This window comes from Pseudarthrobacter sp. fls2-241-R2A-168 (assembly GCF_030209335.1).
In the GTDB taxonomy this organism is placed as follows: Bacteria; Actinomycetota; Actinomycetes; order Actinomycetales; family Micrococcaceae; genus Arthrobacter.
In genome coordinates, this window is record NZ_JARVSG010000004.1 from 84,971 (window position 1) to 108,211 (window position 23,241).

Consider the following 23,241-nt stretch of genomic DNA (forward strand, 5'->3'; position numbering starts at 1 on the left):
CGCTTGCGCCTACTTCAGCCCGGCACCGGGGAGCAGCTCCGTGGCCCCAAGGGAATCGGCAATAAAGGCGTAGTCCCAGGCCCGTTCGCGCCACTGGACGTAGCGGCCGGACGCGCCGCCATGGCCGCCGTCCATCTCGATCTTCATCACGATCGGCTGGCTCCCGGTGGTCTTGTTCCGCAGCTCCTGCACCCACTTGGCGGGCTCCACATAGAGGACCCGGGTGTCATTGAAAGATGTCACGGCGGCGATCTTCGGGTATGCTGTCCGGTGCACGTTCTCGTAGGGGGCGTAGGACTTCATGTAGCCGTAGACCTCGGGGTCCGTGATGGGGTTGCCCCATTCCTCCCATTCAAGGGCGGAGAGCGGCAGGTCCGGGTCCAGGATGCTGGTCAGCGGGTCAACGAACGGCACCTGCGCCACAATCGCCGCGTACTTTTCCGGAGCCATGTTGGCCACCGCTCCCATGAGCAGGCCGCCGGCGGAGCCGCCCAACGCCGCAATGCGGGACGGGTCCACCCAGCCGGAAGCGGCCAGCCAGTCGGTGGCGTCAATGAAGTCGGTGAAGGTGTTCTTTTTGGTGAACTTCTTGCCGTCCTCGTACCAGTGCCGGCCCAGTTCACCGCCGCCGCGGATATGCGCGATCACGAACACCACACCGCGGTCAAGCAGGGACAGGCGCGCAATGCCGAAGCCGGGATCCATGCTCAGCTCATAGGAGCCGTAGCCGTACACCAGCCCGGCCGCCGTCGAATCCTGTTTGACGGCCTTGTGCCGCAACACCGAGAGCGGGATGCGGGTGCCGTCCGCCGCCGTCGCCCATTCGCGCGTGGCCACGTAGTCGCGGCCGTCGTAGCCGCCCAGCACGGGGCTTTCCTTCCGCAGCAGCAGCTCGCCGGCGGGCTTTTCCGGGGTGGGCAGCACGAAGTCGTAAACGCGCGACGGCGTGAAGTAGGACGTGTAGCCCAGCCGGATCACCGGGGCTTCATAGTCCGATCCGCCCACTCCCGCCGTGTACAGCTCTTCGTCGAACGCAGGCTCCACCGGCGGCTCCTGTGCGGCGGTGCCCAGGCCGGCCAGGCCGATCACCTGGACGCGCTCGATGGTGTCCTTGCGGATGGACACCACGAGGTGGGTGGAGGTGACGCCCGCGCCGTTGACGCGGACGTCGTCGGAATGTTCGACGACTGTGGCCCACTGCTGTTCGGCCAGCGGCTTCCCCAGCTCGGCCGGGTCCGCGAGGGAGACCATGGAGTTAACGGCACTGCGGTTGTGGGTCAGCAGGATCTTTTCCGTTTTTTCACCGTCCGGCCCGGGCAGCAGGAACGGTTCGGCTTCGTACAGGACCCGCTCGTTGCGGAAAATCACGGTGGTGAGTTCCTGGGCGGGGTCGTCGAAGCGGAGCAGGCGGGTTTCGCTGTATTCGGAGCAGCCGATGCCCAGCACCAGGTAGCGCCGGTCCGCGGAAAGCTCGAAGCCCAGCCACATGGCGGCGTCGTCCTCCTGGTAGACCACTGCGTCTTCCTCAACCGGCGTGCCCAGGGTGTGCGCCTTGACCTGGTAGGGGCGCCAGGACGCGTCCACCACGGTGTAGAAGATGCGGGTGCCGTCAGGGGAGAAGGAGACGCCGTAGAAGATGTTTTCAATGACGTCCGGGAGGAGCTCGCCGGTGCGGAGGTCCTTGATGCGCAGGGTGAAGCGTTCGTCGCCGCTGTTGTCCACGGCGTACGCGTAAAGGGTCCCGTCCACCGTCACGGCCGTGCCGCCCACGGAGAAGAAGGGCTTGCCCTCCGCTTCGACGTTGCCGTCCAGCAGGACTTCCTCGCCAGGGATGTCCACGCCGGGCTCCACCCGGGGCGGCGTCCAGTCCTGTACGGGATTGCCGGTGTCTTCCGCCTTGACCCGGCATTGGATGCCGTACTCCTTGCCTTCCACCGACCGGCTGAAGTACCACCAGTCATCCTTGCGGTGCGGGACCGACAGGTCCGTCTCCTGCGTGCGGCCCTTGATCTCCTGGAAGATGGCCTCGCGCAGCGGCTCCTGGTGTGCGGTGACCGCTTCCTGGTAGGCGTTCTCCGCCTTCAGGTGCTCCACGACCTCGGCGGATTCCTTGTCCCGCAGCCACTCGTAGTTGTCCACAAAGGTGTCCCCGTGGTGCTTGCGTTCGGTGGGAACCTTCTTAGCAACCGGGGGAGCGGGCGTGGCGGTGGTGCTGGCGGAATCCTGCAGCGGAGTCTGGGTCATGGTTTCAATATATAGACCCGCCCCGACAATGAACCGGCCGTTCGCTACCGGACGATAACGCCCCATCACCTCCCGCAGAAATACAGGCGATGCCCTATCACTTTTGGTCCCAAGCGGCCGTCTTGGGGACCAAAAGTGATAGGGCGTCGGGGAAACGGTGGCCTAGTGGGGTTCCGGCCGCAGGCGTATCCTGTTCACGCTAAGGCACATCCGCCCAGCGTGAGAGGGGAAGCATATGACCATCCCGCCAGTGCACGAGCCCGAACCGTTCCCGCCGGAACCAGGCCCGGACCAGCCTGATCCCACCCAGCCCGGCCATCCCGGCCCACAGCCGCCCAATCCTTTCCCGACGCCGGAACCTCCCGGGCCGCTGCCCGTGCCGGATCCCGGGCCCACGCCACTGCGCCCGGATCCCACCCGTAGCTGACCAGCCAAAACACCGGAGAGAAGGGGCCTTCTGCACAGCGCGGGAGGCCCCTTCGCCGCGCCTGGACGAACCTGGCAGAAACGAGAAAATTCTTCCCAAAACCGCTTGCAGACCTACTGGCGCAGTGGTAAAAAATCTATATCAGCCACTACAGATCGGTTGATACCCCAAACCAATTGTTGGACCGTCTCTTACGAGGAGGGAAGCCATGTTGATGCGAACCGATCCGTTCCGCGAGCTGGACAGGCTGGCCCAGCAGGTCCTCGGCACGGCAGCGCGTCCGGCAGCGATGCCGATGGACGCTTGGCGTGAGGGCCAGGAATTCGTCGTCGCCTTTGATCTGCCCGGTGTTGCAGTGGATTCGGTGAACCTGGATGTGGAACGGAATGTCCTGACGGTGCGGGCCGAGCGTCCGGACCCCGCGGGCAAGGACACTGAGTTGATCGCCTCCGAGCGGCCGCGCGGCGTGTTCAGCCGCCAGCTGATCCTCGGCGACACCCTGGATACAGATAACGTCAAGGCAAGCTACGACGCCGGTGTCCTGACGCTGCGGATTCCTGTCGCCGAAAGGGCCAAGCCGCGCAAGATCGAAATTGAGACGAAGGGGGCAAAGCAGGAAATTGCCGCCTAGTTTCAACAGGATCGGGACGTCGGGTATTCGATAAATTGCTGACTGCCTCTTGGGCGGATCGCTAGTATGCACGCCACAGCGCTTAAAGCGCATCGGCAGCCTACGCCTGAACCTCCCGATACGGTGGCCCCCGGCTTCAGCCGGGGGTCATCCCATGCCGGGGCTTCACTTTCCTGCAACGCGGGGTCAGATCCGGCCCAATAAAACGGAAACATTGGGCCGGAAGTGACTCCGCGTTGCTTTAGTGGCTCAGGTGTTCAGCTCCAGCATCAGGGCGGGCAGTTCGTCAGCCAGTTCGCGGGCGAGGAATCCGAGGGGCCCCATCCTGCTGGCGAGCCGGTCCGCTGCGGCAGCATGGAGATGCGTCCCCCAGCAGGCAGCCTGTGCGCTGGTTGTTCCGCGTGCGCGCAGTCCCGCAATCGCGCCGGCCAGCACATCGCCGCTACCGGATGTTCCCAGTCCGCCGTAGCCCGTGGTCATCTGCCACAGCTCAGCTTCCCCGCTCGCGCCACCGTCCGACGGCCGGGCTATAAAGCCCTGGCAGCTCACCACCGCCTGGAATTTGTCCGCTATCGCCGCCACGTCAGCCGCGAGGTCATCCACCTCCCGCTCCAGCAGGACCGCGGCCTCCTTGGGATTCGGTGTAAGGATCAGCCGCCCCTTCCACGGTTCCAGCTGGTCGGCCAGCTTCAGCAGGCCGCCCAAGGCAAAGGCGTCAAGGACGACGGCGGGACCTCCGTCCGCGGTCTTCCCACCAGAGCCTGAATCGCCTGAGCCGGAGCCGCCCCGGTCGGAGCCGCCGGTTCCGGTCTCCCGCTCCAGCAGGCCCCGCAAAAGCTCCTCGGCAAGATCCGGGTCGTCGAGGCCCGGGCCCACCAGGATGGCGTCGGCACGGTCGAGGTAGGTGGAGATCCGGTCCAGCCCTTCCCCTGTCAGCGACCCCTCAGCAGTTTCGGGAAGGCCTATCGCGCCACATTCGGGCAGCGCCACAGCCACCTGCACGGCCACCGACTCTGCAACGGCGAGGCTCAGCTTCCCCGCGCCGGCCCGGAGTGCAGCAGTACCGGCCAGCAGTGCCGCACCCGGTGTGGCCCGCGCTCCGCCGATCACCAGGACGGAACCGCGTGAATACTTGTCCTCGCCCGGTGCCGGCAGCGGCCACTCGCGCAGCAGCGACGGCGTCACCAGGGTAGGGGAGTTGGCCTCACTTCGGGTGGACACTGACATCTCCGGCGTGCTCGGTGACCGTGACACCCTGCTCCGTCAGGTGGTCCGCCACGTTGAAGCTCTCCAACGTCCAGGGCCCTTCGCCGGACGGCCGCACATACCGGGTGAGGGAGGCATTGAGGACCGAGGTGCTGGCCGCCAGGTCCAGGATTTCCTCCTCGTTCATTCCCTCCAAGACATACCGGAAGAGCAGGATCACGGCGTCATGGCAGACCAGCATGACCCGGTGCCCGGTGCTGAGGTTGTTCAGCTCGTCCAGGACGGAGCGCAGCCGCAGGGCAACGTCGGCCCAGGACTCCCCGCCCGGCGGCCGGTAGTACAGCTTGCCCAGCCACTCCCGGCGTTCGGCCTCCTCCGGGAAACGCTTCTCCACCCCCAGCCGCGTCAGCCGGTCCAGGATGCCCAGTTCCCGGTCCCGCAACCGCTCATCGGTGCGGACCTTCACCGGCCAGCCGGCGGCTTCCACCGCGATCTCGGCGGTCTGCCGCGCCCGGGCGTACGGGGAGGAGACCACCGCATCGGGCCGGTGGTCCTCGGCGATCCGGGCCAGCGCCGCGCCGAGGGCTTTGGCCTGCTCCTGGCCGGTCCCGGACAGGTTCACGTCCGCGTCCCGGGCCGGCACCTCGATAACCTCGGCCCCGGCCAGCCGCGCGTCCGTGGCAGCCACGTTTCCTTCGCTCTCACCGTGGCGCACCAGGAGCAGCTCCACCGCCCCGGCCTCCTGCACGGCCTCCGTCAGTCCGTCCTCTTTCACAAGAAATCACTCCGTCCGCCTGGCTTGCCGAATGCAGGAACACTACCAGCGGCGTACCCACGGGCCACCGAACCTAAACCCGGCTGCTGAACGGCAGGAGTGTTGGCCACCGCAACGCGGGGTCAGATAACGCCCGATATTCGCGGATTATTGGGCCGGAAGTGACCCCGCGTTGCTTGTCCTCAAAGAAGCGCGTGTCCTCAAAGAAGCGCGCGGCTACCGTTCCGGCGTCAGCACCTTGGAGAACACCGTGGCCCCGTTCGCGTTCCGGAGGCTCACCGTGAAGGTCTCGTCATCCAGCTGCACGTGCCCGAAAAACTGGTTCTCGCCGTTGCGCGGGGACTCCCCGGCGAAGCGGCCCGCCTTGGAGAACACCACCTCCGGTCCGAACGTCCCGTCCATTGCGTTCGGCCCGAACGACCCCGCCGCGATGGGCCCGGCCACGAACTCCCAGAACGGATCGAAGTCCGTGAAGGCCGCCCGTTCGGGGGAATAGTGGTGGGCGGCGCAGTAGTGCACGTCGGCGGTCAGCCACACCACGTTCTTAACCCGGTTGTGCTTGAAAGCGCTGAGCACCCCCGCAATCTCGAGCTCGCGGCCCAGGGGAGCACCCGGATCGCGGTTGGACAGGCTCTCCTGGTTCACCGGGCCGTCGGGCACGATAATCCCCAGCGGCAGGTCCGCGGCAATGACCTTCCACGTCGCCTTGGACTTCGTGACCTCACGGATGAGCCAGTCCACCTGCTCCTGGCCCAGGATATTCGTGGTGTAGGCCTCTTTGCCGTCGGTGTTGGGGGACTTGAAGGTGCGCATGTCCAGGCAGAAGATGTCCAGCTGCGGGCCGCGGCTGATCTTCCGGTAGATGCGCGCGGGCTGGTACTGCCCGGCGTCGTCGAACGTTCCCGGGCGCCACAGCGCTGCCGAATCGGCGATGGGCATGTTCTCCTGCCATGCCTGCCGCCCGCGGGCAGCGAGGGTGTTCGCGTCGCGGACGGTGTAGCGGGGATCATCCAGGATCTCGCCGGGATACCAGTTGTTGGTGGTTTCGTGGTCGTCCCAGTTGGCGATCACCGGAACGTCGGCGAACATGGCGCGCATGTTGGCGTCCATGGAGTTGTAACGGTGCCGGCCGCGGTATTCGGTGAGGGTTTCGGCCACCTTGGACACTTCCTCCGTGACCAGGTTCCGCCACACCTGCCCGTCCTTCTCCACCACCGTCTCGGCGATGGGTCCGTCGGCGTACACGGTGTCACCCGAGTGGATGAAGAAGTCCGGCCGCGTCTGGTGCATGGCCCGGTAGCCGCGCATTCCGCCGATTTCCTCGTTGATTCCCCAGCCCTGGCCCGCCGTGTCGCCGGTCCACACAAAGCTTTGCGCGGACGACGCCGGCACCTCACCTCCGGCGCTGGTGTCACCAGTGCGTCCCTTGCCGTTGTACGTCCCGGCGTCCGGAGCCGTCCGGAAGGTGCCCCGAACGCTCTCACCCGCCGCGCCGCCGTCGTCCTCGAAGCTGATTTCCAGCGCGAAGCGGGTATTGGATGGCAGGTTCCCGGCGTGGATCTTGGCGGTGAAGTCGGACGCCTGGGTGGCGCGGGGCCCACGGAGGACGCGTTCAAAGGCGCCGCGCCCGCGCAGGATCTCCCCGCCGTCGTCCACTGCGCGCAGCACCGCCATCATCCGCCCCGCAGCCGACGCGCGGGACCACAGCACAGCCGAATCTGAAGTGACATCGCCGGTGGCGATGCCGCTGGGCAGGGTGAGCCGGTTCCGGACCAGCGCCACTGCCCCGGGAGAGCGGACCGGCGTGGAAGGACTGGCCTGGGCGGCGGCGGGTGCGGCAGCCAGGGCGGCGGCGAGGACGGAACCTTTGACGATGGTGCGGCGGGAAATGTCAGTCATGGGCACCAGCTTGTGTGGGCCGGGCGCACGGACTGTTGCCCTCAGGTGAACCCCGGGTAAGCCCTGGTTGAACAGGACGGAACCCGGCCACGCCATGCGCCGGCCTGCGCAGCCGGAGGCCGGCCAGCTCCTATTCCACGGCGAACTCGGCGATCCTGCCCTCCCGCAGCGCCGCGCCCACCGCGTTGATGCCGCCGTAATCGGGAAACAGCACTGACTGGGCCCCCACGAATCCGGCCCCGGCCGTGGGCAGGGTCATGGTGCGGATCGCAGTGGCGTCAAGGTTGCGCAGGCTGTAGGCAAGGATGGCAGCCTGCACCGGGTCAAAGCCTTTGTTCACCGTCAGGCAGCAGGATGCGAAGTCCACCAGCCCCCGTACCGCCGTCACATCGTTCAGGGCGCCATTGGCAGTGAGGCGGGCGAGGATGGCGCGGAGCAGGGTCCGTTGGTTGCGCACCCGCTGGAAATCGCCGTCGGCAAAGGCATAGCGCTCGCGGGAAAACTCCAGAGCTGCCTGACCGTCCAGATGGTTCACACCTGGGGTGAAGACGTGCCCGGTGTCATGGGTGGACTGGAACGGGACGGGTACGTCCACGTCGATTCCGCCCAGCCCGTCAACGAGGATCTTGAAGCCGCCGAAGTCCACCATGAGGGTCTGGTCGATGGTGATACCCAGCAAAGACTGGACCGCGGCCGTCTGCATGTCGATGCCGCCGTACTGGAGGCCGGCATTGACCTTGGAACCGCCCAGGCCCGGAATGTCCACCCACAAGTCGCGGTTGATGGAGATCATGTACATGCTTCGCCGGTCGGCCGGGACGTGGACCACCATCAGGACGTCGGCGCGCTGGTCCATGGGTTCACCGGTGGCCGCCGTCTGTGCTGCTGCCTCGCGGGCATCTCCGCGCATGTCACTGCCAATCACCAGCACGTTCATAGGTGCAGCCGGAAGCTCCGGAATAGGGGGTGGCGGCGGCGGGGCGGCCGGGGCAGGCGGGGGTGTCTCGGAGGGAGTCTCAGACGGAGTATCCACGGGGCTTGCGGCTGGGGAAGCGGTTTGGGCTGCTGCGGGCTGCGTCTCTTTGCCCGCGTTATTCAGGTTGACGATCGCGACGACGGCAACCGCCACCAGTGCCAGCGCCAGCAGGGCCGCGATCCAGCGCCGACGTCCATGCGCCACCCAGCCCAGGCCGTGCGGATGGGACCCGGAAGGGGTGGTGCCGGAGGGCTCAGAACCGCCTGGCATGCTCATTGTGCCTCACCTCATTGTGCGTTTGGTGGGATCAGTGTCCGCCCGCGAGGGCTCCGCTGGCTACATACGTGTCCAAACTGTCATCTGCCAGGGCCTGCGAGATGATATCCACCGCCCAGGGGTCCGGCAGGACGATCGACTGGCCGTCCGCCGAGGTGCCGATTCCCAGTGTGGGCAGGGTGAACATCACCATGTCGCCGGCCCGCACGTCGCGCAGTTCCAGGGCGAGCCGGGCCAGGGTTGCCGCGTCCAGTCCGCTGTCCACGCTGATGAACGGGGCCATGGCGCTGAGGACGTTGTGGAGCTTCACCGGGTTGAGGAGGGTCTCCGGGCTGAGGTTCTTCGCGAACAGGGCCCGCACAAATGCCTGCTGGTTGCGGACCCGCTGGTAGTCGCCGTCGGCAAAGGCATAGCGCTCGCGGACAAACTCAAGGGCATGCTCGCCGTCCAGCGTCTGGGTTCCGGCGCTGAAGGCAAAGTTGTCGTGGCGCGAGACGAACGGCTCGGGGACGTTCACGGGCACCCCGCCCAAGGCATCGGTCATGCCCTTGAACCCTTCGAAGTCGATCATGGCCACGTGGTCGATCCGCTGCTGGAACAGAGCCTCCACGGTCTGGACCATCAGCGGTACGCCGCCGACGGCAAGGGCTGCGTTGATCTTTGCCTGGCCGTGGTCCGGGATGCCGATCCACAGGTCCCGCATCAGCGAGATGGAGTAGATCCTGGACCGGTCAGCGGGGATGTGGACCAGCATCAGGGTGTCGGCGCGCTGGTTGGAGTTGGCGCCGGACAGGGCATCGTCCGCTGTGGCGCCGCGGCTGTCGCTGCCCATCACCAGGATGTTCAGTGCCGCGTCCGCATAGGGGTCCGCTTCCTGCGCCGCTGTCCCCGCCGCGGTTCCGGGGGCCGTACCGGCCGCTGCGCCGGCCCCCGGAGCGCCTCCTTGACCTCCGGATCCGGCCGCTTCCGGTCCCGGTGCGTGCGGCTGTGGACGGGTGGACTCGGCAGGGAAGGGGCTTGCGATGATGTTGGTCCTGGACTGGTAGATCTGGCCCAGGTTGTAGAGGTAGGCGCCAGCGGCAACCGGAACCAGGATCGCTACGGCCAGCAGCGCCAGGAGGATGGTCCGCAAGGGGTGCCGGCGGCGTGCAGCCCGGGGTTTGGGACCGGGATATTGCGTGCCGGGATGCTTTCGCTGGCTGCCCATTGCCGAAAATTAGCAGCGGCGGAAAGGCGATACATCGGGGGAATCCACAGATTACCCGCACACTTGCCTACGGCGGGAATGACGACGGCGGCAGTGGGTCCGGCGCGCAGGTCACCCCGGCAGGCGGCAGCAGTCTCGGGCGCGCGAGTGCGCGGGTTCGCTGGAACGGTGCGGGGTCGCCTAAACGCTAGAGCGTCGGCGCACCGTTCCAGCGAACGGGGGCGTTGAGGCGTGCGTGGCGCAGGATGGATACGATGGCCGGCGCGAGCTCGTCCTCCATCTGCCGGTAAACCTCGGGCGCCCGGCGGTACGGGTCGATGATGTCGTTCTCAGCCGAGTCCGCGGGCAGTGACAAGTGGCGCACAGCTGCCGCCCGCGCAGGCAAGCCGCGCCAGAAGGCGTGGTTGGCAGCGAGCGGATCGCCGTCGTCGTCCGTTCCTTCTGATACGTTGCCGGCCGCCTCGGCGCGCTGGTCCAGGACATCGAGCATGCGGGCGAACTCGCGGATGGTGAAGGTGCGCTTGAGGAGGGACGCGTCCACCTGCAGGACTTCGCCGCGGTGCCCGGAGGTCATGGTCAGCACCAGGTCCACCCCGCGGAGGATCTTGGGCGTCAGCTGGCGGGCGGCGAACTGCTCCGGGTCCCCGCCGAAGGTGCGGATGATGTCGGCCGAAATGGGCTGGATGGGGTCGCCCACCATGGCCCGGGTCCCTGCACTGCGCACCTCGAAACCGGCCGGCAGCACCTGGTTCAGTCCCGCCTGCAGCAACCGCTCGGCCACCGGAGAACGGCAGATGTTGCCCGTGCAGACAGTCAGGATTCTTACTGGTGCGGGTGAGTCCAAGGGAGATTCTCTTTCCAGCCGGTGCCTCCGTGCTTTTCAACTTAACATGCATCAGCCCGACGCCGGCCGCCCCACCCCGCACGCCCGCTCACTTTTGGCCGCTTCCCAACCGACGCGCCATCACTTTTGGCCGCTTTCCCGGCAACGCTCTATCACCCGAGGGCACGGAAGCACGATGATATGACTGTGGACAGCCAGATCAAACGGGATTGCGTCATTGCCGGCGGCGGCCCAGGGGGCATGGTGCTGGGGTACCTGCTTGCGAGGCAGGGCCTGCAGGTCACAGTCCTGGAAAAACACGGCGACTTCCTGCGCGACTTCCGCGGCGACACCGTCCATCCCTCCACCGTGACCCTGCTCGGCGAACTGGGGCTCCGCGACAAATTCCTGGAACTGCCACTGAGCAAATTGTCCACTCTGGACATCGTCATCGACGGCCACCGGATCACCACGGCAGATTTCAGTACACTCCCCGCGCCGGACAACTTCCTGGTCCTCGCGCCCCAGTGGGACTTCCTGAACTTCCTCGCCCGCGAGGCGCACACGTTCCCCAGCTTCGAGCTGCGAATGCTCACCGAGGCCACCGGCCTCATCATCGAAGAGGGCCAGGTGCGCGGGGTGCGGGCACTCGCGTCCGACGGCGGCCTGGAGATCCGTGCCACCCTCACCGTCGCTGCCGACGGACGGGAATCGGCCTTGCGTCACGCGGCCGGGTTGATTCCCGACGACTTCGGTGTGCCCATCGATGTGCTCTGGTTCAACCTGCCCAAGCCGCCGGACCCTCCGCCCCCGACGCTCGGATACATCTCCGCGCAGGGGCTGGTTCTCACGATCGACCGGGGCGACCGGTACCAGTCCGGGATGGTGATCCGCAAAGGAGGTTTTGACGAGCTCCGCGGAGGAATGATCGACGCACTCCAGGCGCGGATCACCGGCGCGGCGCCGATCCTGCGCCCCGTCGTCGGCAACCTCACGGACTGGGACCAGGTGAAACTCTTGTCCGTCCAGATCAACCGGCTGCGGCGCTGGTACCGTCCCGGATTCATGGCTATCGGCGACGCTGCGCACGCGATGTCGCCGATGTTCGGCGTCGGCGTGAACTTCGCCATCCAGGACGCCGTGGCACTGGCCAACGCCATCGGGGAGGATCTTGCGGGTGGAACTGCTCCCGTTGGGAAACTCGCGGCCGTGCAACGGCGGCGGGAGATGCCGGTGAAGATCATGCAGCAGCTCCAGCGCAACGGACACCGGGTGCTGCTTAGGGCTACCAACGGGAACCGCATTGCGCCCCGCTGGTTCGTGATGCTCCTGCGGGCCGCCTCGCCGCTGCTGCGCCGGATCACCGCCAGGTTCGTTGGGATAGGAATCCGCCCCGAGCACGTCAAACACCGCAGCACCTGACCCGGTCGTTGCGGTGCCCATGGGACGCTCGCTCACTTAATGCTGTTTACCGGCCAACGCTCGCTCACTTTTCCTAAGAAAGTGAGCCAGCGTTGGCCGGGTAGTTGCGTTAAGTGAGAGAGGGTCAGAGGGCGGCCAGGAGCTTCTTCATCTCGGCGATCTCCGCTTCCTGGGCAGTGATAATCTCGCGGGCCAGTTGGATGGCCGCGGGATACTTGCCCCCGGCGATTTCGTCCTTGGCCATCTCAATGGCTCCTTCGTGGTGACCGGTCATCTGCTCCATAAAGAGCCTGGCGGCCTCGGTTCCCTGGGCGGCCTTGAGTTTAGTCAGGCCCTCCGCGTCCACCATTCCGGACATGCCGTGCCCGGATTGGTCGGAGGCCGTCGCGGGGACATTCCAGCCGGTGAGCCACCCGGTCATGGTCTCGATTTCCGGTGCCTGGGCGTCCTTGATCCTGGTGGCCAGCGCGGTGACGTCAGCAGGCACGTCCGGCTTGGCCAGGACGATCCCGCTCATCTGCACCGCCTGGGCATGGTGCGGAATCATCATCTGGGCGAACATGACGTCGGCCTGGTTATGGTCGGCATTGGCGTCCGGCATGGTGTTGGACATCGGACTCGAACCGGCGTGGGTGGAGTGCATGCCCCCGGAGGTTCCGGAATCGGCGGCGCAGCCGGCGAGGCCCAGCGAAGCTGCCAGGGCGGCTGCGGCGGAAAGCGTTTTGATCGTGGTGTTCATGGAAAGTGTCCTTCAGGAAAGTAGTTGAACGGGACCAGCGGTGGTGTGCGCAAGTGCGCTGCACCGTCCTGTTTTACGTTCGGCTGATGGACAGATCGCAGGGCGTTGGACTTGCCGGAATGTAGGAGTAGAGAGCTGCCGGACTGGCACCTGCGGTGTGGCTGGGTTCCACGTGGGAAGTCCCGTCGGGCGGAAAGACAGTCAGTGATGCGGTCTTGGCCAGGAGGACACACATCGGTCCCGGATCCTGCATCTCCGGGCAGGAACCAAAGCAGGACTCCGTCGCCAGGCTTGGCGGTGTGGCGTGGCCCCTGTGGGCGGACCCGTGCATGTCGGCGGCCGGGGAGGAATCCGTGCCCTGGAGCACGGCGTGGGATGTTTGCGCCGAGTGGGCGGCCGTCATCACGTGCATCCCGAGGATCCCGGCCATGACGGCCAGCACAACAGCCATCAGCGCCGCGACGCCGAGGAGGGACGGCAGGCGACGAATGGTTGCACTCATGGACAATTCCTCCTTTCCGGGACGGGCGTGTCGGCCAATAGTGAGCGGGCGTCAGGGCTACGGCGGCCACAATTGAGCGCGCGTGGGGGTTTGGGCGGCCACAAGTGAGCGGGCGTCGGTCTAACGTACCTCGGATGGGTTGAGCCGGACCCGCCGCAGCAGTTGGGCGTTCAACGCCACCACAATAGTGGAAACGGACATCAGCACGGCACCGGCGGCAGGGGAGAGGACCACCCCGGCGAAGGCCAGGACGCCGGCGGCCAGCGGCACTGACAGGATGTTGTAGCCCGTGGCCCACACCAGGTTCTGCCACATCTTGCGGTAGCTCGCCCGGGACAAATCCACCATGGACAACACCGCGCGGGGGTCGTTCCCGGCCAGCACCACCCCGGCCGATTCCATGGCCACGTCAGTCCCCGCTCCGATCGCGATGCCCACCTCGGCGCGGGCCAGTGCGGGTGAATCGTTGACGCCGTCGCCCACCATGGCCACCTTCAGGCCTCGGGACTGGAGCTCGGCCACTATCTTGTCCTTGTCCGCGGGCAGGACCTCGGCAAACACCTCGTCGATCGTCAACTCTGCGGCGACGGCCTGCGCCACCTGCCGCGCGTCGCCGGTGATCATCGCGACCTTGGCGCCGCGCTGCTGCAGTGCCGCCACCGCCTGCCTCGACTCGGCCCGCACCGCATCCTCAAGGCTGACCGCCCCAAGGACGCTCCCGCCGTCGTCAATTACATGCAGGACGGCAGCGCCGCGGTCCATCCAGCCGCGCGTCGTGGCTTGCAGAGCGGAAGGTACGACGGCGCCAAGCTCGCGCAGGAGCGCGGGTCCGCCGACGTGCACCGTGCGGCCGTCCACGGCGGCCCGGACGCCGCGGCCGGTAAGCGACGCGAATCCGGTCACGGCAGGCAGGGACAGGTTCCGCTCCCGGGCGGCGCGGACGATGGCCCGCGCCACGGGGTGCTCGCTGTCGGACTCGACGGCAGCGGCGAGGGCCAGCAGGTCATCGGCATCCACACCAGGAGCCGCGGCCACGTCCTTCAGCTCGGGCTCGCCGGTGGTGAGGGTGCCGGTCTTGTCGAAGAGGACAACGTCGATGGTGCGCATCCGCTCCAGTGCCATCCGGTTCTTGATCAGTACGCCGGCGCGGGCGGCCTGTTCGGTGGAGATGGCGATGACCAGCGGAATGGCAAGGCCCAGGGCGTGAGGGCAGGCGATGACGAGCACCGTGACGGTCCGGGTGACGGCCTCGGGGATGCTGCCCAGCAGCGTCCACACGATGAAGGTGATGACGCCGGCGCCCGCAGCGAAGTAGAACAGGAAGGCTGCGGCGCGGTCGGCCAAGGCCTGGGCCCGCGATGAGGAGGCCTGTGCTTCGGCCACCAGCCGCTGGATGCCGGCCAGGGCGGTGTCCTCGCCCACGGCGTCCACCCGGACGCGGACACTCGAGTCCGTGGCGACCGTCCCGGCCACCACCGCATCTCCGGGGCCGCGCGGCACGGTTTTGGATTCGCCGGTGATCATGGATTCGTCGAATTCGGCCTGGCCCTGGACCACCGTCCCGTCGGCGGGCATCCGGGCGCCGGAGCGGACCAGGACAAGATCTGTGGGGCGGAGTTCGGAGACGGGCACAGTTTCGGTGCCGCTGTCCGTGATGCGTTCGGCTTCATCGGGCAGCAGTGCGGCGAGCGCATCCAGGGCGCCCTGGGCCGAACCGAGGGCCCGCATCTCGATCCAGTGGCCCAGCAGCATGATGGCCACCAGCAAAGCAAGCTCCCACCAGAAGTCCAGGTCGAAGCCGCCGATTCCCAGGCTGGTGATCCAGGACGCGGCGAATGCCACGGTGATGGCCATGCCGATCAGGAGCATCATGCCGGGCCGGCGGTCCTTCAGCTCCTGCAGCCCGCCCTTGAGGAACGGCTGGCCGCCGTAGAGGAAAATCACCGTTCCCAGGATCGGCGGGATCCAGGCGGAGCCGGGGAACATCGGGGCCATGTAACCCAGGATGTGGCCCACCATGGGGCTGAAGTAGACCACGGAAAGGGAGAGCGCCAGGGTCAGCCAGAACCTGTTCTTGAACATGGCTGTGCTGTGTCCGGCATGCTGCCCGTGGCTGTGGACCGTGTGGTCGTCGTCGTGGCCCGCATGAGGCTGGGGCTGCTGGTGGTGCTGGTGCCCGTGCCCGTGGCCGTGCTCGGGCCCGTGCCCCGCGGCAGCCGCGGCAGGGGCTGACGCACGCTCCGCCTCGGTGAGGGTGGCGCTGGCGGGGGTGTCGTCGTCGTGATGGTGCCTGTGGTCCTGCATCTGTTCCTCCTTGGAGGACGTTTCAGCCGCTGCTCCGGGAGGTAAATGCTGGAGCGTTGCGGCAGTTCGTGCGGAAGGTGGTGGGGCGTCGCCGGGATCAGCACGGAAGGCGATGGGGCGTCGCTGGGTTGAACGGCTGTGAAAGCGGGTGCGGTGCACCGGCCGGGACATACCACTTCACTGACAACACTCGGAAATATACCCCCTGGGGGTATGCGGGTCAAGGGCTGGAGCTGAACCTGCGCACCGCCCCGTCGAAATCGTAAACGCATCCCGGCTATCCCCGCGGCGCGTTCACGGCCATACTTGTGTCAACGGCAATGGTGCCTGCCCATGCTGGGCGGCTGGGTGATGAACCGGAGGTTGGCTCCATGGGTGAGTTGAGCGGCCCCTACACGTACTCGAGCGCTCTGGGAGAAAACCCGTGTGTGGCGGGGACGTTCCATGTGGACCTGGACACCTGGAAGCTCCGCTGGTCGGACGGCATGTTCCTGCTGCACGGTTACGAGCGTGGCGAAGTAGTGCCCACCGTGGAATTGCTGTACTCGCACAAGCACCCCGAGGACAGGGTCCGCTGCGAAGAGATCGTGGCCCAGGTTGTTGGCACCGGAGGGTACTTTTGCATGTACCACCGGATCATCGACTCCCGCGGCCGGACACGTCGGGTACTTACATCCGGTGAGGCCATAGTGGACGACGCCGGGACGGTCACCGCCCTGGAAGGCGTCATGATCGACCTCACCTCCACACTCCAGCGCGAAACCGAGGAGACTGCCCGGGAAGCGGTGGCCGGGGCCACATCCACCCGGAGCGTGATCGACCAGGCCCGGGGCATCCTGATGGGCCAGCTGAAAATGGGTTCGGAGGAGGCCTTCAAGGTGCTCGTCAGCACCAGCAGCCACCGTAACGTCAAGCTGGTGGTGGTGGCCGCCGAACTGGTGCGGCTGGCCAATTCCCAGGCGGCGGGCGGGTACCTCGACGCCGCCGTTAGAGCGATCGCCTACGACAGCAAAGCGGGCTCCCGCCGTAAGGCAGGGTAGGACCTGCGTCCTAGTGGTGCTCCACCCAGCACGCAAGGATGGTGGTGGAGAGCTGGTAGGCCAGGGCGTTGCGGGTGATGGCGTCCGGGCCGAGCGTTGCCGGAAGGCCGGACGCGTCCACCTGCAGCACAAAATTGTCCTTTTGGAATACTGCCGTTCCGTCCGCTGTTTCGTACGCCGGAAAGCCCAGGTTGGCGAGCCCTTGGATGGGCCGCGCGTCTTTGGCCAGTGCCTGCATGGCATCAAAGTACTTCATCGCCGCGGCCTGCCCCGCCGCTTCCTTGACGGAGATCTCCAGTGCACCCTCCGCAAGGTGGTAGGTGCAGGTGAAGGTGCTGTCCGCCCAGCTGTTCACGGTGTGCGGGTCCTCTTCCAGGCGCAGGATGGCGGTGAGCCGGTCCATGGGCTGGTCCCCGCACACCATTTTCGCGGCGTCGCTCGGGCCGTTGGCGGAGGTGCGGGGGGAGGAGGTGCCGCCGTCGTGATGGCCACCGTGGGCGGCTGGCTGTGACGTGGCGTCCGACGCCGGTGCGGGAGCCACTCCCACGGACGCTGCGGTCCCAGCGCAGCCAGTAAGCAGCAGGGAGCACAGTGCCAGGGCTGCCAGCATTGGTGTGCGGTTGTGCATGACTCGTCCGTCCTGGCCGCTCCTCAGGGGTGCGGCCGCTTGTTCGGCTTTTCGTGGATCATCGGTTCGCGGTCCAGTGTCAGGTTTTGAGCTTTGCGTAGATGACGTAGTTGTCGTTGAAGCGTCCGGTGGAGGGGTCGTACCCGTCGCACGTGACGAGCCGGAGTTCGGAACCGGGGGTGTTTCCATAAACCTCCAGTGTGGGAAACCCGTCCTTGCTGTACTGCGCCGCGTGATCCACGCTGAACACGGCGGAGCTGCCGTCGGCCCGCAGGACAATGATGTCGCTTCCAGGCCTGAGCTGCCGAAGATCGGCGAAGACACCTTTGTGGCCGCCCAGGGCGTTCACGTGGCCAAGCACCACGGACGGGCCACGCTCGCCGGGGGTGGGGGAGCCGTTGTACCAGCTGGCGGGCGCGCCGTTGCCTTTGTCTTCGGGGACTTCGAGCGAACCGTTGTCCAGCAGTCCCAGCTTGATAAGGCCGGTTGTCAGGCCGATGGCGGGGATTTCCAGGGTCACCGGTTCCGACCGGGAAAGGACGGCCGGCTCTGCTGCGGCGGGTACGGCGGGTGCCGCATCAGCCGGGCTTGGGGCCGGAGCCGCCGGTGGGGAGGAACTTGCGGTGGAACCAGGCGTGGCAGGGGCGGCCGGCGCAGAAGGTGCGGCGGACACCGAAGGTGCAGGGCCGGCGTCGGGCGTTCCCGTACTGCCCCCAGCGCAGCCGCTCACGGCCAGCAGGAGCAGAAGCCCGGCCGCCGTTGAGGCCCCAAGACCCCAACGGTGGCCGGAATTCATGATCGTCACAGCGGTGATCCAGTCAGCCTGTTGCTACGCGGCTGACCGGGCGCTGCGGCGACGGACTACATAGGCGCCGCCGGCTGCTGCGGCGAGCACCAGGCCCCCTCCGAGGGCGAGGGCACCGGCGTCGGGCCCGGCCGTCCCTGCGGTGATGCCGGTTTCAGCACCGCCAACGGGCATGGTCATCTGGCCTGCCTTCAAGGTTCCGCACAGGGCGGGGGAGGTCGCTGCCAGCGGGAGGCTGGGAACGAGGTCGCTCTTGGCGGCCTGTCCGGCCGCGCTCAGGGTGGCGGGATCAAGGCCGTGGACAACCACTACGGCGGTGCCGGCTTCGAGTGCGGCCTTGGTTTCGGCGTTCAATTCGAACGTGCGGTCAACGGTGTAGCTTGCACCCTGGCCGGCCACCTTGAGGTCCAGCCCGGCGGCGGGACTGGTGTCGCCGCTGGTGGACAGGGTGGTGACGATGCCGCCGTAGCCCGGTGCGCCTTCGGTGGTGGAAATGACGCCGTCGCCGTCCTTGTCCGCGGAGGGTGCGGGGCAAGCGCCCTGAGCGCCGCCGTGAATGTGCTGGACGTGGGGGTACGGGGCGTCCATAAACGTGGCGGCCAGGCCGGACACCTTCAGGACGGCGTGGGCCTGGTTGCCGGTGACGTCCACCGTCACGGTGCCGGAGGCGGAGCTGCCGTTGATCTGGCCCAGCGTGGACTGGTAGGAGTGATCGGCGGCCAGGGCGGGAGAGCCGGAGAGGGCAAGGGCGCCCAGGGCGAGTGTGGGAACAGCCAAAAAGCGGAGTGTCTTGTTCATCGGAAAGCAATCTCCTCATACAAATGACGTTGTTGTCCCAGATGAGGGACAACAGTGGTTCGGTGCAGCTTCCGCTGCGGATGGGCCGGAATGTGAACCGGACCACAATGCGCCCGCGGCGCCGGAGACATGGAAGGCCGCGGCCCATCCTGCCCCTGTAGGATTGATCGAAGGTGCGCCGGGAAGTCTGGTCGGCATAATTCTGTCGAGCCCAGTTTGAGGACGCTTAATGAGCCAAACGCCCCCTTCCGGCCCCACCCGCTCCACCATCTTTGGACGCGGCAGCTATGCCGAAGCCCTGCGGATCGGGGAGATCCTTCGCAAGGAAACCGTGGGCGGAGCACTGCTTGTTGCCGCCGCGGTGATCGCCCTGGTGTGGGCCAACTCGCCGGCGTCGGACAGCTACTTCGCCCTGCGGGATTTCAAAGTCGGGTACGAGCCCTGGCATCTTGAGCTCAGCCTGGGTGCGTGGGCGGCGGACGGGCTGCTCGCCATCTTCTTTTTCCTGGTGGGCCTCGAGCTCAAGCGGGAGTTTGTGGCGGGGGACCTGCGTCAGCTCAACAAGTCGATTGTCCCCGTGGCTGCCGCTTTCGGCGGCGTGGTGGCCCCGGCAGCCATCTACGCCCTCATCAACCTGGCCAGCCCGGAGACGTTGCGCGGCTGGGCCATCCCCACGGCCACGGACATCGCCTTCGCGGTGGCGGTCCTGGCCATCATCGGCTCGCACCTGCCCAGTGCCCTGCGGATCTTCCTGCTCACCCTGGCCGTGGTGGATGACCTGATCGCCATCAGCATCATCGCCTTCTTTTACTCCAGCGACCTGCAGGTCATGCCGCTGCTCCTGGCCCTTATTCCGCTGGCCATCTATGCGTTCCTGGCGCAGAAGTTCCGCTATTTCTTCGGCCGGCACACGGCGGCGGCGTGGCTGATCCTGCTGCCGCTAGGGGTGGTGACGTGGGCTCTGGTCCACGCCTCGGGCATCCACGCAACAGTGGCCGGCGTCCTGCTGGGCTTCGCCATCCCCGTGATCCGGTCCCAGGCTGCGGGCGGGCCGGAAGCCGGGCCGGGACTGGCGGAGATCTTTGAGCACCGGTTCCGGCCCATTTCCGCGGGGATCGCGGTGCCCATCTTCGCGTTCTTCTCAGCCGGCGTAGCAGTGGGCGGCTGGGAAGGGCTTGGCTCTGCCCTCGCCGATCCGGTGGCCCTGGGCATCATCGTGGCCCTGGTGCTGGGCAAGCCGGTGGGCATCATGGGCACCACGTGGCTCCTCACAAAAATGAGCAGGGCCCGGCTGGATGAATCCTTCAAGTGGATTGACGTCTTCGGGGTGGCGGTCCTGGCCGGCATCGGTTTCACGGTGTCACTGCTGGTGGCCGAGCTCAGCTTCGGACACGGGAGCCTGCACGACGACCACGCCAAGGTGGGAATCCTCACCGCGTCCCTGCTGGCGGCGCTGCTGGCCACCGCCGTGCTCCGGACCCGGAACCGCCAATACCGCGCCGCCGAAGAAGCAGAAAAGCTGGACGCGGACCAGGACGGCATCCCGGACGTGTACCAGGAACGCCCCTAAGTGCAACGCGGGGTCACTTACGGCCCGCCCCGGAGGCCTGGGAGGGCTTTAAGTGACCCCGCGTTGCCTCTGCCGTGAAACGTCAGCGGCGCACTGAGCGGCGCCCGGCGATAGCCTCGGCCGTGCCCACCAGGAGCACCGACGCGATGACGGCCACGATGAAGCCCAGGAAGTTCAGCTCAAAAATGTCCCCGGTGCCCAGCAGGGAAGCCACCACTCCGCCGATGACCGAGCCCACCAGCCCCAGCAGCAAGGTGGCGAGCAGGCCCAGGTTCTGCTTGCCCGGCTTGATAAGGCGGGCAAGCGCGCCGATGACCAGGCCGGCAACAATAAATCCAATCACGGTGTTCTCCTTCGGTTCTGCGGGCATGTGAGGCCCGTACTGCCGCGGTGGTTCCGCATGGGCTTCATTCTAAACAGCGCCAACAACGCGTTCCCTACTCCTCCAGCAAAGACCGGATGCTGTCCCGGGCCGCGTCCGAGCCCCTGCCGCTGACCGCGCCCACCACCACTTCTGCCGTCTCACGGAGCCTGGTTTTCCTCGCCCCGGAGGTGCGCGTGAGCTCATTGATCGCATCGTCATGGCTGCAGCTGTTCTGGGCCATGATCACTCCCACGGCCATATCAATGGTCGCCCGGGACTTCATGGCAGCGGCCAGATCGTTGCTGGTGTCCCGCAAATTGCCGAGCTTCAGCGCCAGCCGCAGTGACTTGGCCGCGTTGCCCACGAAATTCTGCGCAGTGTCGATGTCCAGAGGCGAGAGGCTGGCAGGCTTTTCGGCGTAGAGGTTCACCACGGCCTCGGCGTCGCCGGCAAGTTCCAGCGGGATGGCCAGGATTAAGCCGATGCCTTGTTCCCGTGCCGTGCCAAGGTAGTCGGGCCACCGGCTCTCCCGGCTGACGTCCTGGACCAGGACAATCTCGTGGCGCCGTAAGGCGGTAAGGCACGGCCCGTCGTCGAACGCGTTCTGCAACTCATCCAATGCCCGGGCACGCTCATCGCTGCTCGCCACCACGCCGGGTTTCCGCTGCCGCACCACCGTCACCCCGCAGTGGAGCCGAACCGACGGCGTGGACAAGGTGGAGGCAGTGAGGGCGGCGAGTTCTTGCAAAAACGCCCTGACATCCACACTGTTGAGGACCAGCTCCTGCAGCTGGCGGTCCTCCCCGTTGTTCCACGGCTCTCCGCTGTCCCCCCAATTGCCCTGCGACTCTCCCTCGCTCAACCCCGGCCTCCTTCACCAAAATTTCTTCTGGTTCCAGAGGTTACTGTCCCGGGGCCGCGGCAGGAAAGTAGCTCAGGCAGTGGCCAGCGGCTCCGCCGGTGCCTCCACATGCCGGATCTCCAGCGCCTCAGGATCCAGCAACTTGCGTGTGCCGGTCCTTGCATCGAGGATCCAGAACAGTTCCAGGGCCGGGACGACGTCGGTAACGCGCCCCCGGTGGAACAGCTTGCCGTTGTGCCACGCCTCGATCTGATCCCCGATGCGAAGCTGGGCCGTGCGTACTCCTTGTGCCTCCATAATGCGGTGCCTCCTGCTGTTGTATCCCCGTAGTCACAGCTTGCCCGGCCGAGATTGCTGAAATGTTTCAACACGGTGTTTTTTCTGTGACCAGTAGGAGGAGTACGACGGCGGGCTGCCGCGGCGGGGTCAGGACGCCGCCTCACGCCGGGCTGCTGCCACTGCCTCCCCGATCCCGCCGGTCCAGGGCTCACCGTGGCCGGGCAGGACCAGGGAAGCGCCCGTCTCCGCCAGCTGGGTGAGGGTGTCCAGGTTCTGGCGGCTGTCCATGGTGGCGGCGCCGGCCACAATGCGCGGACCGGTCCGGCCGGAATAGGGGTCCAGCGTGACGAGTGCGTCCCCGCTGAACAGCACGTCCCGGTCCCGCAGGTAGAGCCCGCAGTGCCCCGCGGTGTGGCCGGGGGAGAACACCACCTCGGGCTGCCCCGGCACCGGCAGGCTGCCGGACTGGGCGGGGAAGAGGGTCAAATCGTCCACGCCCTTCACCCGCAGCGCGCCCGCCTTGGTCATACTGGCGAGAACCGGAAAGCCTCCGGGATGGGCCAGGGCAAACACAAAACGGGACTTCTCATGCTGGTACCGGTACGGGTGGCGGGCGATGAACGAGTCGCCGCCGTGGACCCAGACCGGCACCTTGAACTCCATATGCAGCCGGTGCGCGAGACCCAGATGGTCGAAGTGCGCATGGGTGAGGACCACGGCCCTGATGTCGCCGATCGCGTGCCCAAGCCCCCGAACGGATTCCTCCAAGGACTTCCACATGGCCGGCAGTCCGGAATCCACCAGGGTCAAGCCGTCCGCGCTTTCCACCAGGTAGAAGTTCACGAATGCCTCGGAGACGCGGTGCACGCCCTCCGCCACGGTGGTGAACGAGGCCCGGCCGGCGGCAGCCTGCGTCATCGCCGCGCTCCCGCAGCCCGCCGCAGCCCTCTGACAGCGGGGTGTTCGATCCTGGCAATGTCTTTTTCTTTGATGCGGACTTTGTACGGGCCGCGGTAAACCATTGCTCGCATGAGCGCCACCTTGGATGTCGTGGCTGGCAGTGCGGTTCCCTCGCCTGCAGGAACCACCCCGCTGCTGGAGGCGCACCGCGTGCCCTACGTTTCCACCTGCTGCCGGACTTGGTCAAGGGTTCTGCGAACTCCCTGCGTCAGGGTGGGTAGGGCGGCCGACGGCGGGTAGGGGACAGCGTGAAAGGCTCGCCGGACGAGGGGGTGGAGGAGTGTCAGCCAGGCCGTCCGCGAAAGCGCCTGCGTTCCTTTTTCGGGATGGGGATGGGCGGCTTTGTGGACGGCACCGTCCTGCATCAGCGCCTGCAACTGAATACTTTGGCTGACGGCCTGTTCCACGGCGCCATGTGGGTCCTGGTGGCGGCCGCCGCCGTCCTCAAAGGCCGCGGGAACTATCCAGGACAAGCTCAACAAGCAGTAATGCCCGACGCCGGAC

Annotated in this window: 21 protein-coding genes; 4 read left to right on the top strand and 17 right to left on the bottom strand. The window is 66.7% G+C overall.

The window, feature by feature from the left end:
* Positions 1-9: 9 nt before the first annotated feature.
* On the bottom strand, positions 10-2,244 hold the full coding sequence (locus tag QRN11_RS02355; RefSeq protein WP_285249712.1) for a S9 family peptidase: 2,235 nt from the start codon (positions 2,242-2,244) through the stop codon (positions 10-12).
* Positions 2,245-2,879: 635 nt separating this feature from the next.
* Here QRN11_RS02355 and QRN11_RS02360 point away from each other — a divergent pair.
* The gene (locus QRN11_RS02360; RefSeq protein WP_285249713.1) at positions 2,880-3,302 is read left to right on the top strand and encodes an Hsp20/alpha crystallin family protein; all 423 of its coding nucleotides are present in this window, start codon (positions 2,880-2,882) and stop codon (positions 3,300-3,302) included.
* A gap of 249 nt (positions 3,303-3,551) precedes the next feature.
* Here QRN11_RS02360 and QRN11_RS02365 read toward each other — a convergent pair whose 3' ends face one another.
* The 6 genes from QRN11_RS02365 to QRN11_RS02390 all read right to left on the bottom strand — a co-directional run bounded on the left by QRN11_RS02365 (position 3,552) and on the right by QRN11_RS02390 (position 10,485).
* Entirely contained in the window at positions 3,552-4,529 is a 978-nt protein-coding gene (locus tag QRN11_RS02365; RefSeq protein WP_502935000.1) for an NAD(P)H-hydrate dehydratase, read from the bottom strand.
* On the bottom strand, positions 4,507-5,283 hold the full coding sequence (locus QRN11_RS02370; protein WP_285249715.1) for a histidine phosphatase family protein: 777 nt from the start codon (positions 5,281-5,283) through the stop codon (positions 4,507-4,509). The genes QRN11_RS02365 and QRN11_RS02370 overlap by 23 nt, the downstream gene beginning before the upstream one ends.
* 216 nt (positions 5,284-5,499) lie before the next feature.
* Entirely contained in the window at positions 5,500-7,182 is a 1,683-nt protein-coding gene (locus QRN11_RS02375; protein WP_285249716.1) for an alkaline phosphatase D family protein, read from the bottom strand.
* Positions 7,183-7,312: 130 nt separating this feature from the next.
* On the bottom strand, positions 7,313-8,434 hold the full coding sequence (locus QRN11_RS02380; protein ID WP_285249717.1) for an LCP family protein: 1,122 nt from the start codon (positions 8,432-8,434) through the stop codon (positions 7,313-7,315).
* Between the two features lie 31 nt (positions 8,435-8,465).
* Complete coding sequence (locus QRN11_RS02385; protein ID WP_285249718.1) at positions 8,466-9,641, bottom strand: LCP family protein; 1,176 nt, start codon at positions 9,639-9,641, stop codon at positions 8,466-8,468.
* Between the two features lie 187 nt (positions 9,642-9,828).
* A complete protein-coding gene (locus QRN11_RS02390; protein ID WP_285249719.1) occupies positions 9,829-10,485 on the bottom strand; it encodes an arsenate reductase/protein-tyrosine-phosphatase family protein in 657 nt (218 codons plus the stop codon).
* 180 nt (positions 10,486-10,665) lie between these two features.
* Between QRN11_RS02390 and QRN11_RS02395 the strand changes: the two genes are divergently transcribed.
* Positions 10,666-11,886: an FAD-dependent oxidoreductase gene (locus tag QRN11_RS02395; RefSeq protein WP_285249720.1), complete on the top strand. Its 1,221-nt coding sequence runs from the start codon at positions 10,666-10,668 to the stop codon at positions 11,884-11,886.
* A gap of 124 nt (positions 11,887-12,010) precedes the next feature.
* On the opposite strand, the gene QRN11_RS02400 is transcribed toward QRN11_RS02395, so the two are convergent.
* From QRN11_RS02400 to QRN11_RS02410, 3 genes are all read right to left on the bottom strand, one after another.
* Positions 12,011-12,625 carry a DUF305 domain-containing protein gene (locus QRN11_RS02400; protein ID WP_285249721.1) on the bottom strand — a complete coding sequence of 205 codons (615 nt, stop codon included), beginning with the start codon at positions 12,623-12,625 and terminating at the stop codon, positions 12,011-12,013.
* A 73-nt stretch (positions 12,626-12,698) separates the two neighbouring features.
* A complete protein-coding gene (locus QRN11_RS02405) occupies positions 12,699-13,127 on the bottom strand; it encodes a DUF6153 family protein (protein ID WP_285249722.1) in 429 nt (142 codons plus the stop codon).
* A gap of 120 nt (positions 13,128-13,247) precedes the next feature.
* Positions 13,248-15,431 (bottom strand): heavy metal translocating P-type ATPase, encoded by a 2,184-nt coding sequence (locus QRN11_RS02410; RefSeq protein WP_285249723.1) that lies wholly within the window; start codon positions 15,429-15,431, stop codon positions 13,248-13,250.
* A 371-nt stretch (positions 15,432-15,802) separates the two neighbouring features.
* On the opposite strand from QRN11_RS02410, the gene QRN11_RS02415 reads away from it, so the two are divergent.
* Positions 15,803-16,471: a PAS and ANTAR domain-containing protein gene (locus tag QRN11_RS02415; RefSeq protein WP_285249724.1), complete on the top strand. Its 669-nt coding sequence runs from the start codon at positions 15,803-15,805 to the stop codon at positions 16,469-16,471.
* Between the two features lie 10 nt (positions 16,472-16,481).
* Here QRN11_RS02415 and QRN11_RS02420 read toward each other — a convergent pair whose 3' ends face one another.
* The 3 genes from QRN11_RS02420 to QRN11_RS02430 all read right to left on the bottom strand — a co-directional run bounded on the left by QRN11_RS02420 (position 16,482) and on the right by QRN11_RS02430 (position 18,702).
* Positions 16,482-17,099 carry a hypothetical protein gene (locus QRN11_RS02420; protein WP_285249725.1) on the bottom strand — a complete coding sequence of 206 codons (618 nt, stop codon included), beginning with the start codon at positions 17,097-17,099 and terminating at the stop codon, positions 16,482-16,484.
* 79 nt (positions 17,100-17,178) lie between these two features.
* On the bottom strand, positions 17,179-17,895 hold the full coding sequence (locus QRN11_RS02425) for a sortase domain-containing protein (RefSeq protein WP_285249983.1): 717 nt from the start codon (positions 17,893-17,895) through the stop codon (positions 17,179-17,181).
* A 33-nt stretch (positions 17,896-17,928) separates the two neighbouring features.
* Positions 17,929-18,702: a CHRD domain-containing protein gene (locus QRN11_RS02430; RefSeq protein ID WP_285249726.1), complete on the bottom strand. Its 774-nt coding sequence runs from the start codon at positions 18,700-18,702 to the stop codon at positions 17,929-17,931.
* Positions 18,703-18,931: 229 nt separating this feature from the next.
* Between QRN11_RS02430 and nhaA the strand changes: the two genes are divergently transcribed.
* Positions 18,932-20,272 carry a Na+/H+ antiporter NhaA gene (gene nhaA / locus QRN11_RS02435; protein ID WP_285249727.1) on the top strand — a complete coding sequence of 447 codons (1,341 nt, stop codon included), beginning with the start codon at positions 18,932-18,934 and terminating at the stop codon, positions 20,270-20,272.
* A gap of 82 nt (positions 20,273-20,354) precedes the next feature.
* Here nhaA and QRN11_RS02440 read toward each other — a convergent pair whose 3' ends face one another.
* The 4 genes from QRN11_RS02440 to QRN11_RS02455 form a co-directional block, all read right to left on the bottom strand.
* On the bottom strand, positions 20,355-20,615 hold the full coding sequence (locus QRN11_RS02440) for a GlsB/YeaQ/YmgE family stress response membrane protein (RefSeq protein ID WP_091417128.1): 261 nt from the start codon (positions 20,613-20,615) through the stop codon (positions 20,355-20,357).
* 94 nt (positions 20,616-20,709) lie between these two features.
* Positions 20,710-21,498 carry a GAF and ANTAR domain-containing protein gene (locus tag QRN11_RS02445; RefSeq protein ID WP_285249728.1) on the bottom strand — a complete coding sequence of 263 codons (789 nt, stop codon included), beginning with the start codon at positions 21,496-21,498 and terminating at the stop codon, positions 20,710-20,712.
* Positions 21,499-21,570: 72 nt separating this feature from the next.
* Positions 21,571-21,795, bottom strand: a complete 225-nt coding sequence (locus tag QRN11_RS02450) for a hypothetical protein (RefSeq protein WP_285249729.1) — start codon at positions 21,793-21,795, stop codon at positions 21,571-21,573.
* 129 nt (positions 21,796-21,924) lie between these two features.
* Positions 21,925-22,695 (bottom strand): MBL fold metallo-hydrolase, encoded by a 771-nt coding sequence (locus QRN11_RS02455; protein ID WP_285249730.1) that lies wholly within the window; start codon positions 22,693-22,695, stop codon positions 21,925-21,927.
* Positions 22,696-23,241: the final 546 nt, after the last annotated feature.

Bases quoted from the DNA above. Each gene is read 5' to 3' on its own strand.
- QRN11_RS02355 (WP_285249712.1), bottom strand. From the start codon at position 2,244: ATGACCCAGACTCCGCTGCAGGATTCCGCCAGCACCACCGCCACGCCC.
- QRN11_RS02360 (WP_285249713.1), top strand. From the start codon at position 2,880: ATGTTGATGCGAACCGATCCGTTCCGCGAGCTGGACAGGCTGGCCCAG.
- QRN11_RS02365 (WP_502935000.1), bottom strand. From the start codon at position 4,529: ATGTCAGTGTCCACCCGAAGTGAGGCCAACTCCCCTACCCTGGTGACG.
- QRN11_RS02375 (WP_285249716.1), bottom strand. From the start codon at position 7,182: ATGACTGACATTTCCCGCCGCACCATCGTCAAAGGTTCCGTCCTCGCC.
- QRN11_RS02380 (WP_285249717.1), bottom strand. From the start codon at position 8,434: ATGAGCATGCCAGGCGGTTCTGAGCCCTCCGGCACCACCCCTTCCGGG.
- QRN11_RS02385 (WP_285249718.1), bottom strand. From the start codon at position 9,641: ATGGGCAGCCAGCGAAAGCATCCCGGCACGCAATATCCCGGTCCCAAA.
- QRN11_RS02395 (WP_285249720.1), top strand. From the start codon at position 10,666: ATGACTGTGGACAGCCAGATCAAACGGGATTGCGTCATTGCCGGCGGC.
- QRN11_RS02400 (WP_285249721.1), bottom strand. From the start codon at position 12,625: ATGAACACCACGATCAAAACGCTTTCCGCCGCAGCCGCCCTGGCAGCT.
- QRN11_RS02405 (WP_285249722.1), bottom strand. From the start codon at position 13,127: ATGAGTGCAACCATTCGTCGCCTGCCGTCCCTCCTCGGCGTCGCGGCG.
- QRN11_RS02410 (WP_285249723.1), bottom strand. From the start codon at position 15,431: ATGCAGGACCACAGGCACCATCACGACGACGACACCCCCGCCAGCGCC.
- QRN11_RS02415 (WP_285249724.1), top strand. From the start codon at position 15,803: ATGGGTGAGTTGAGCGGCCCCTACACGTACTCGAGCGCTCTGGGAGAA.
- QRN11_RS02420 (WP_285249725.1), bottom strand. From the start codon at position 17,099: ATGCACAACCGCACACCAATGCTGGCAGCCCTGGCACTGTGCTCCCTG.
- QRN11_RS02425 (WP_285249983.1), bottom strand. From the start codon at position 17,895: ATGAATTCCGGCCACCGTTGGGGTCTTGGGGCCTCAACGGCGGCCGGG.
- QRN11_RS02430 (WP_285249726.1), bottom strand. From the start codon at position 18,702: ATGAACAAGACACTCCGCTTTTTGGCTGTTCCCACACTCGCCCTGGGC.
- nhaA (WP_285249727.1), top strand. From the start codon at position 18,932: ATGAGCCAAACGCCCCCTTCCGGCCCCACCCGCTCCACCATCTTTGGA.
- QRN11_RS02450 (WP_285249729.1), bottom strand. From the start codon at position 21,795: ATGGAGGCACAAGGAGTACGCACGGCCCAGCTTCGCATCGGGGATCAG.
- QRN11_RS02455 (WP_285249730.1), bottom strand. From the start codon at position 22,695: ATGACGCAGGCTGCCGCCGGCCGGGCCTCGTTCACCACCGTGGCGGAG.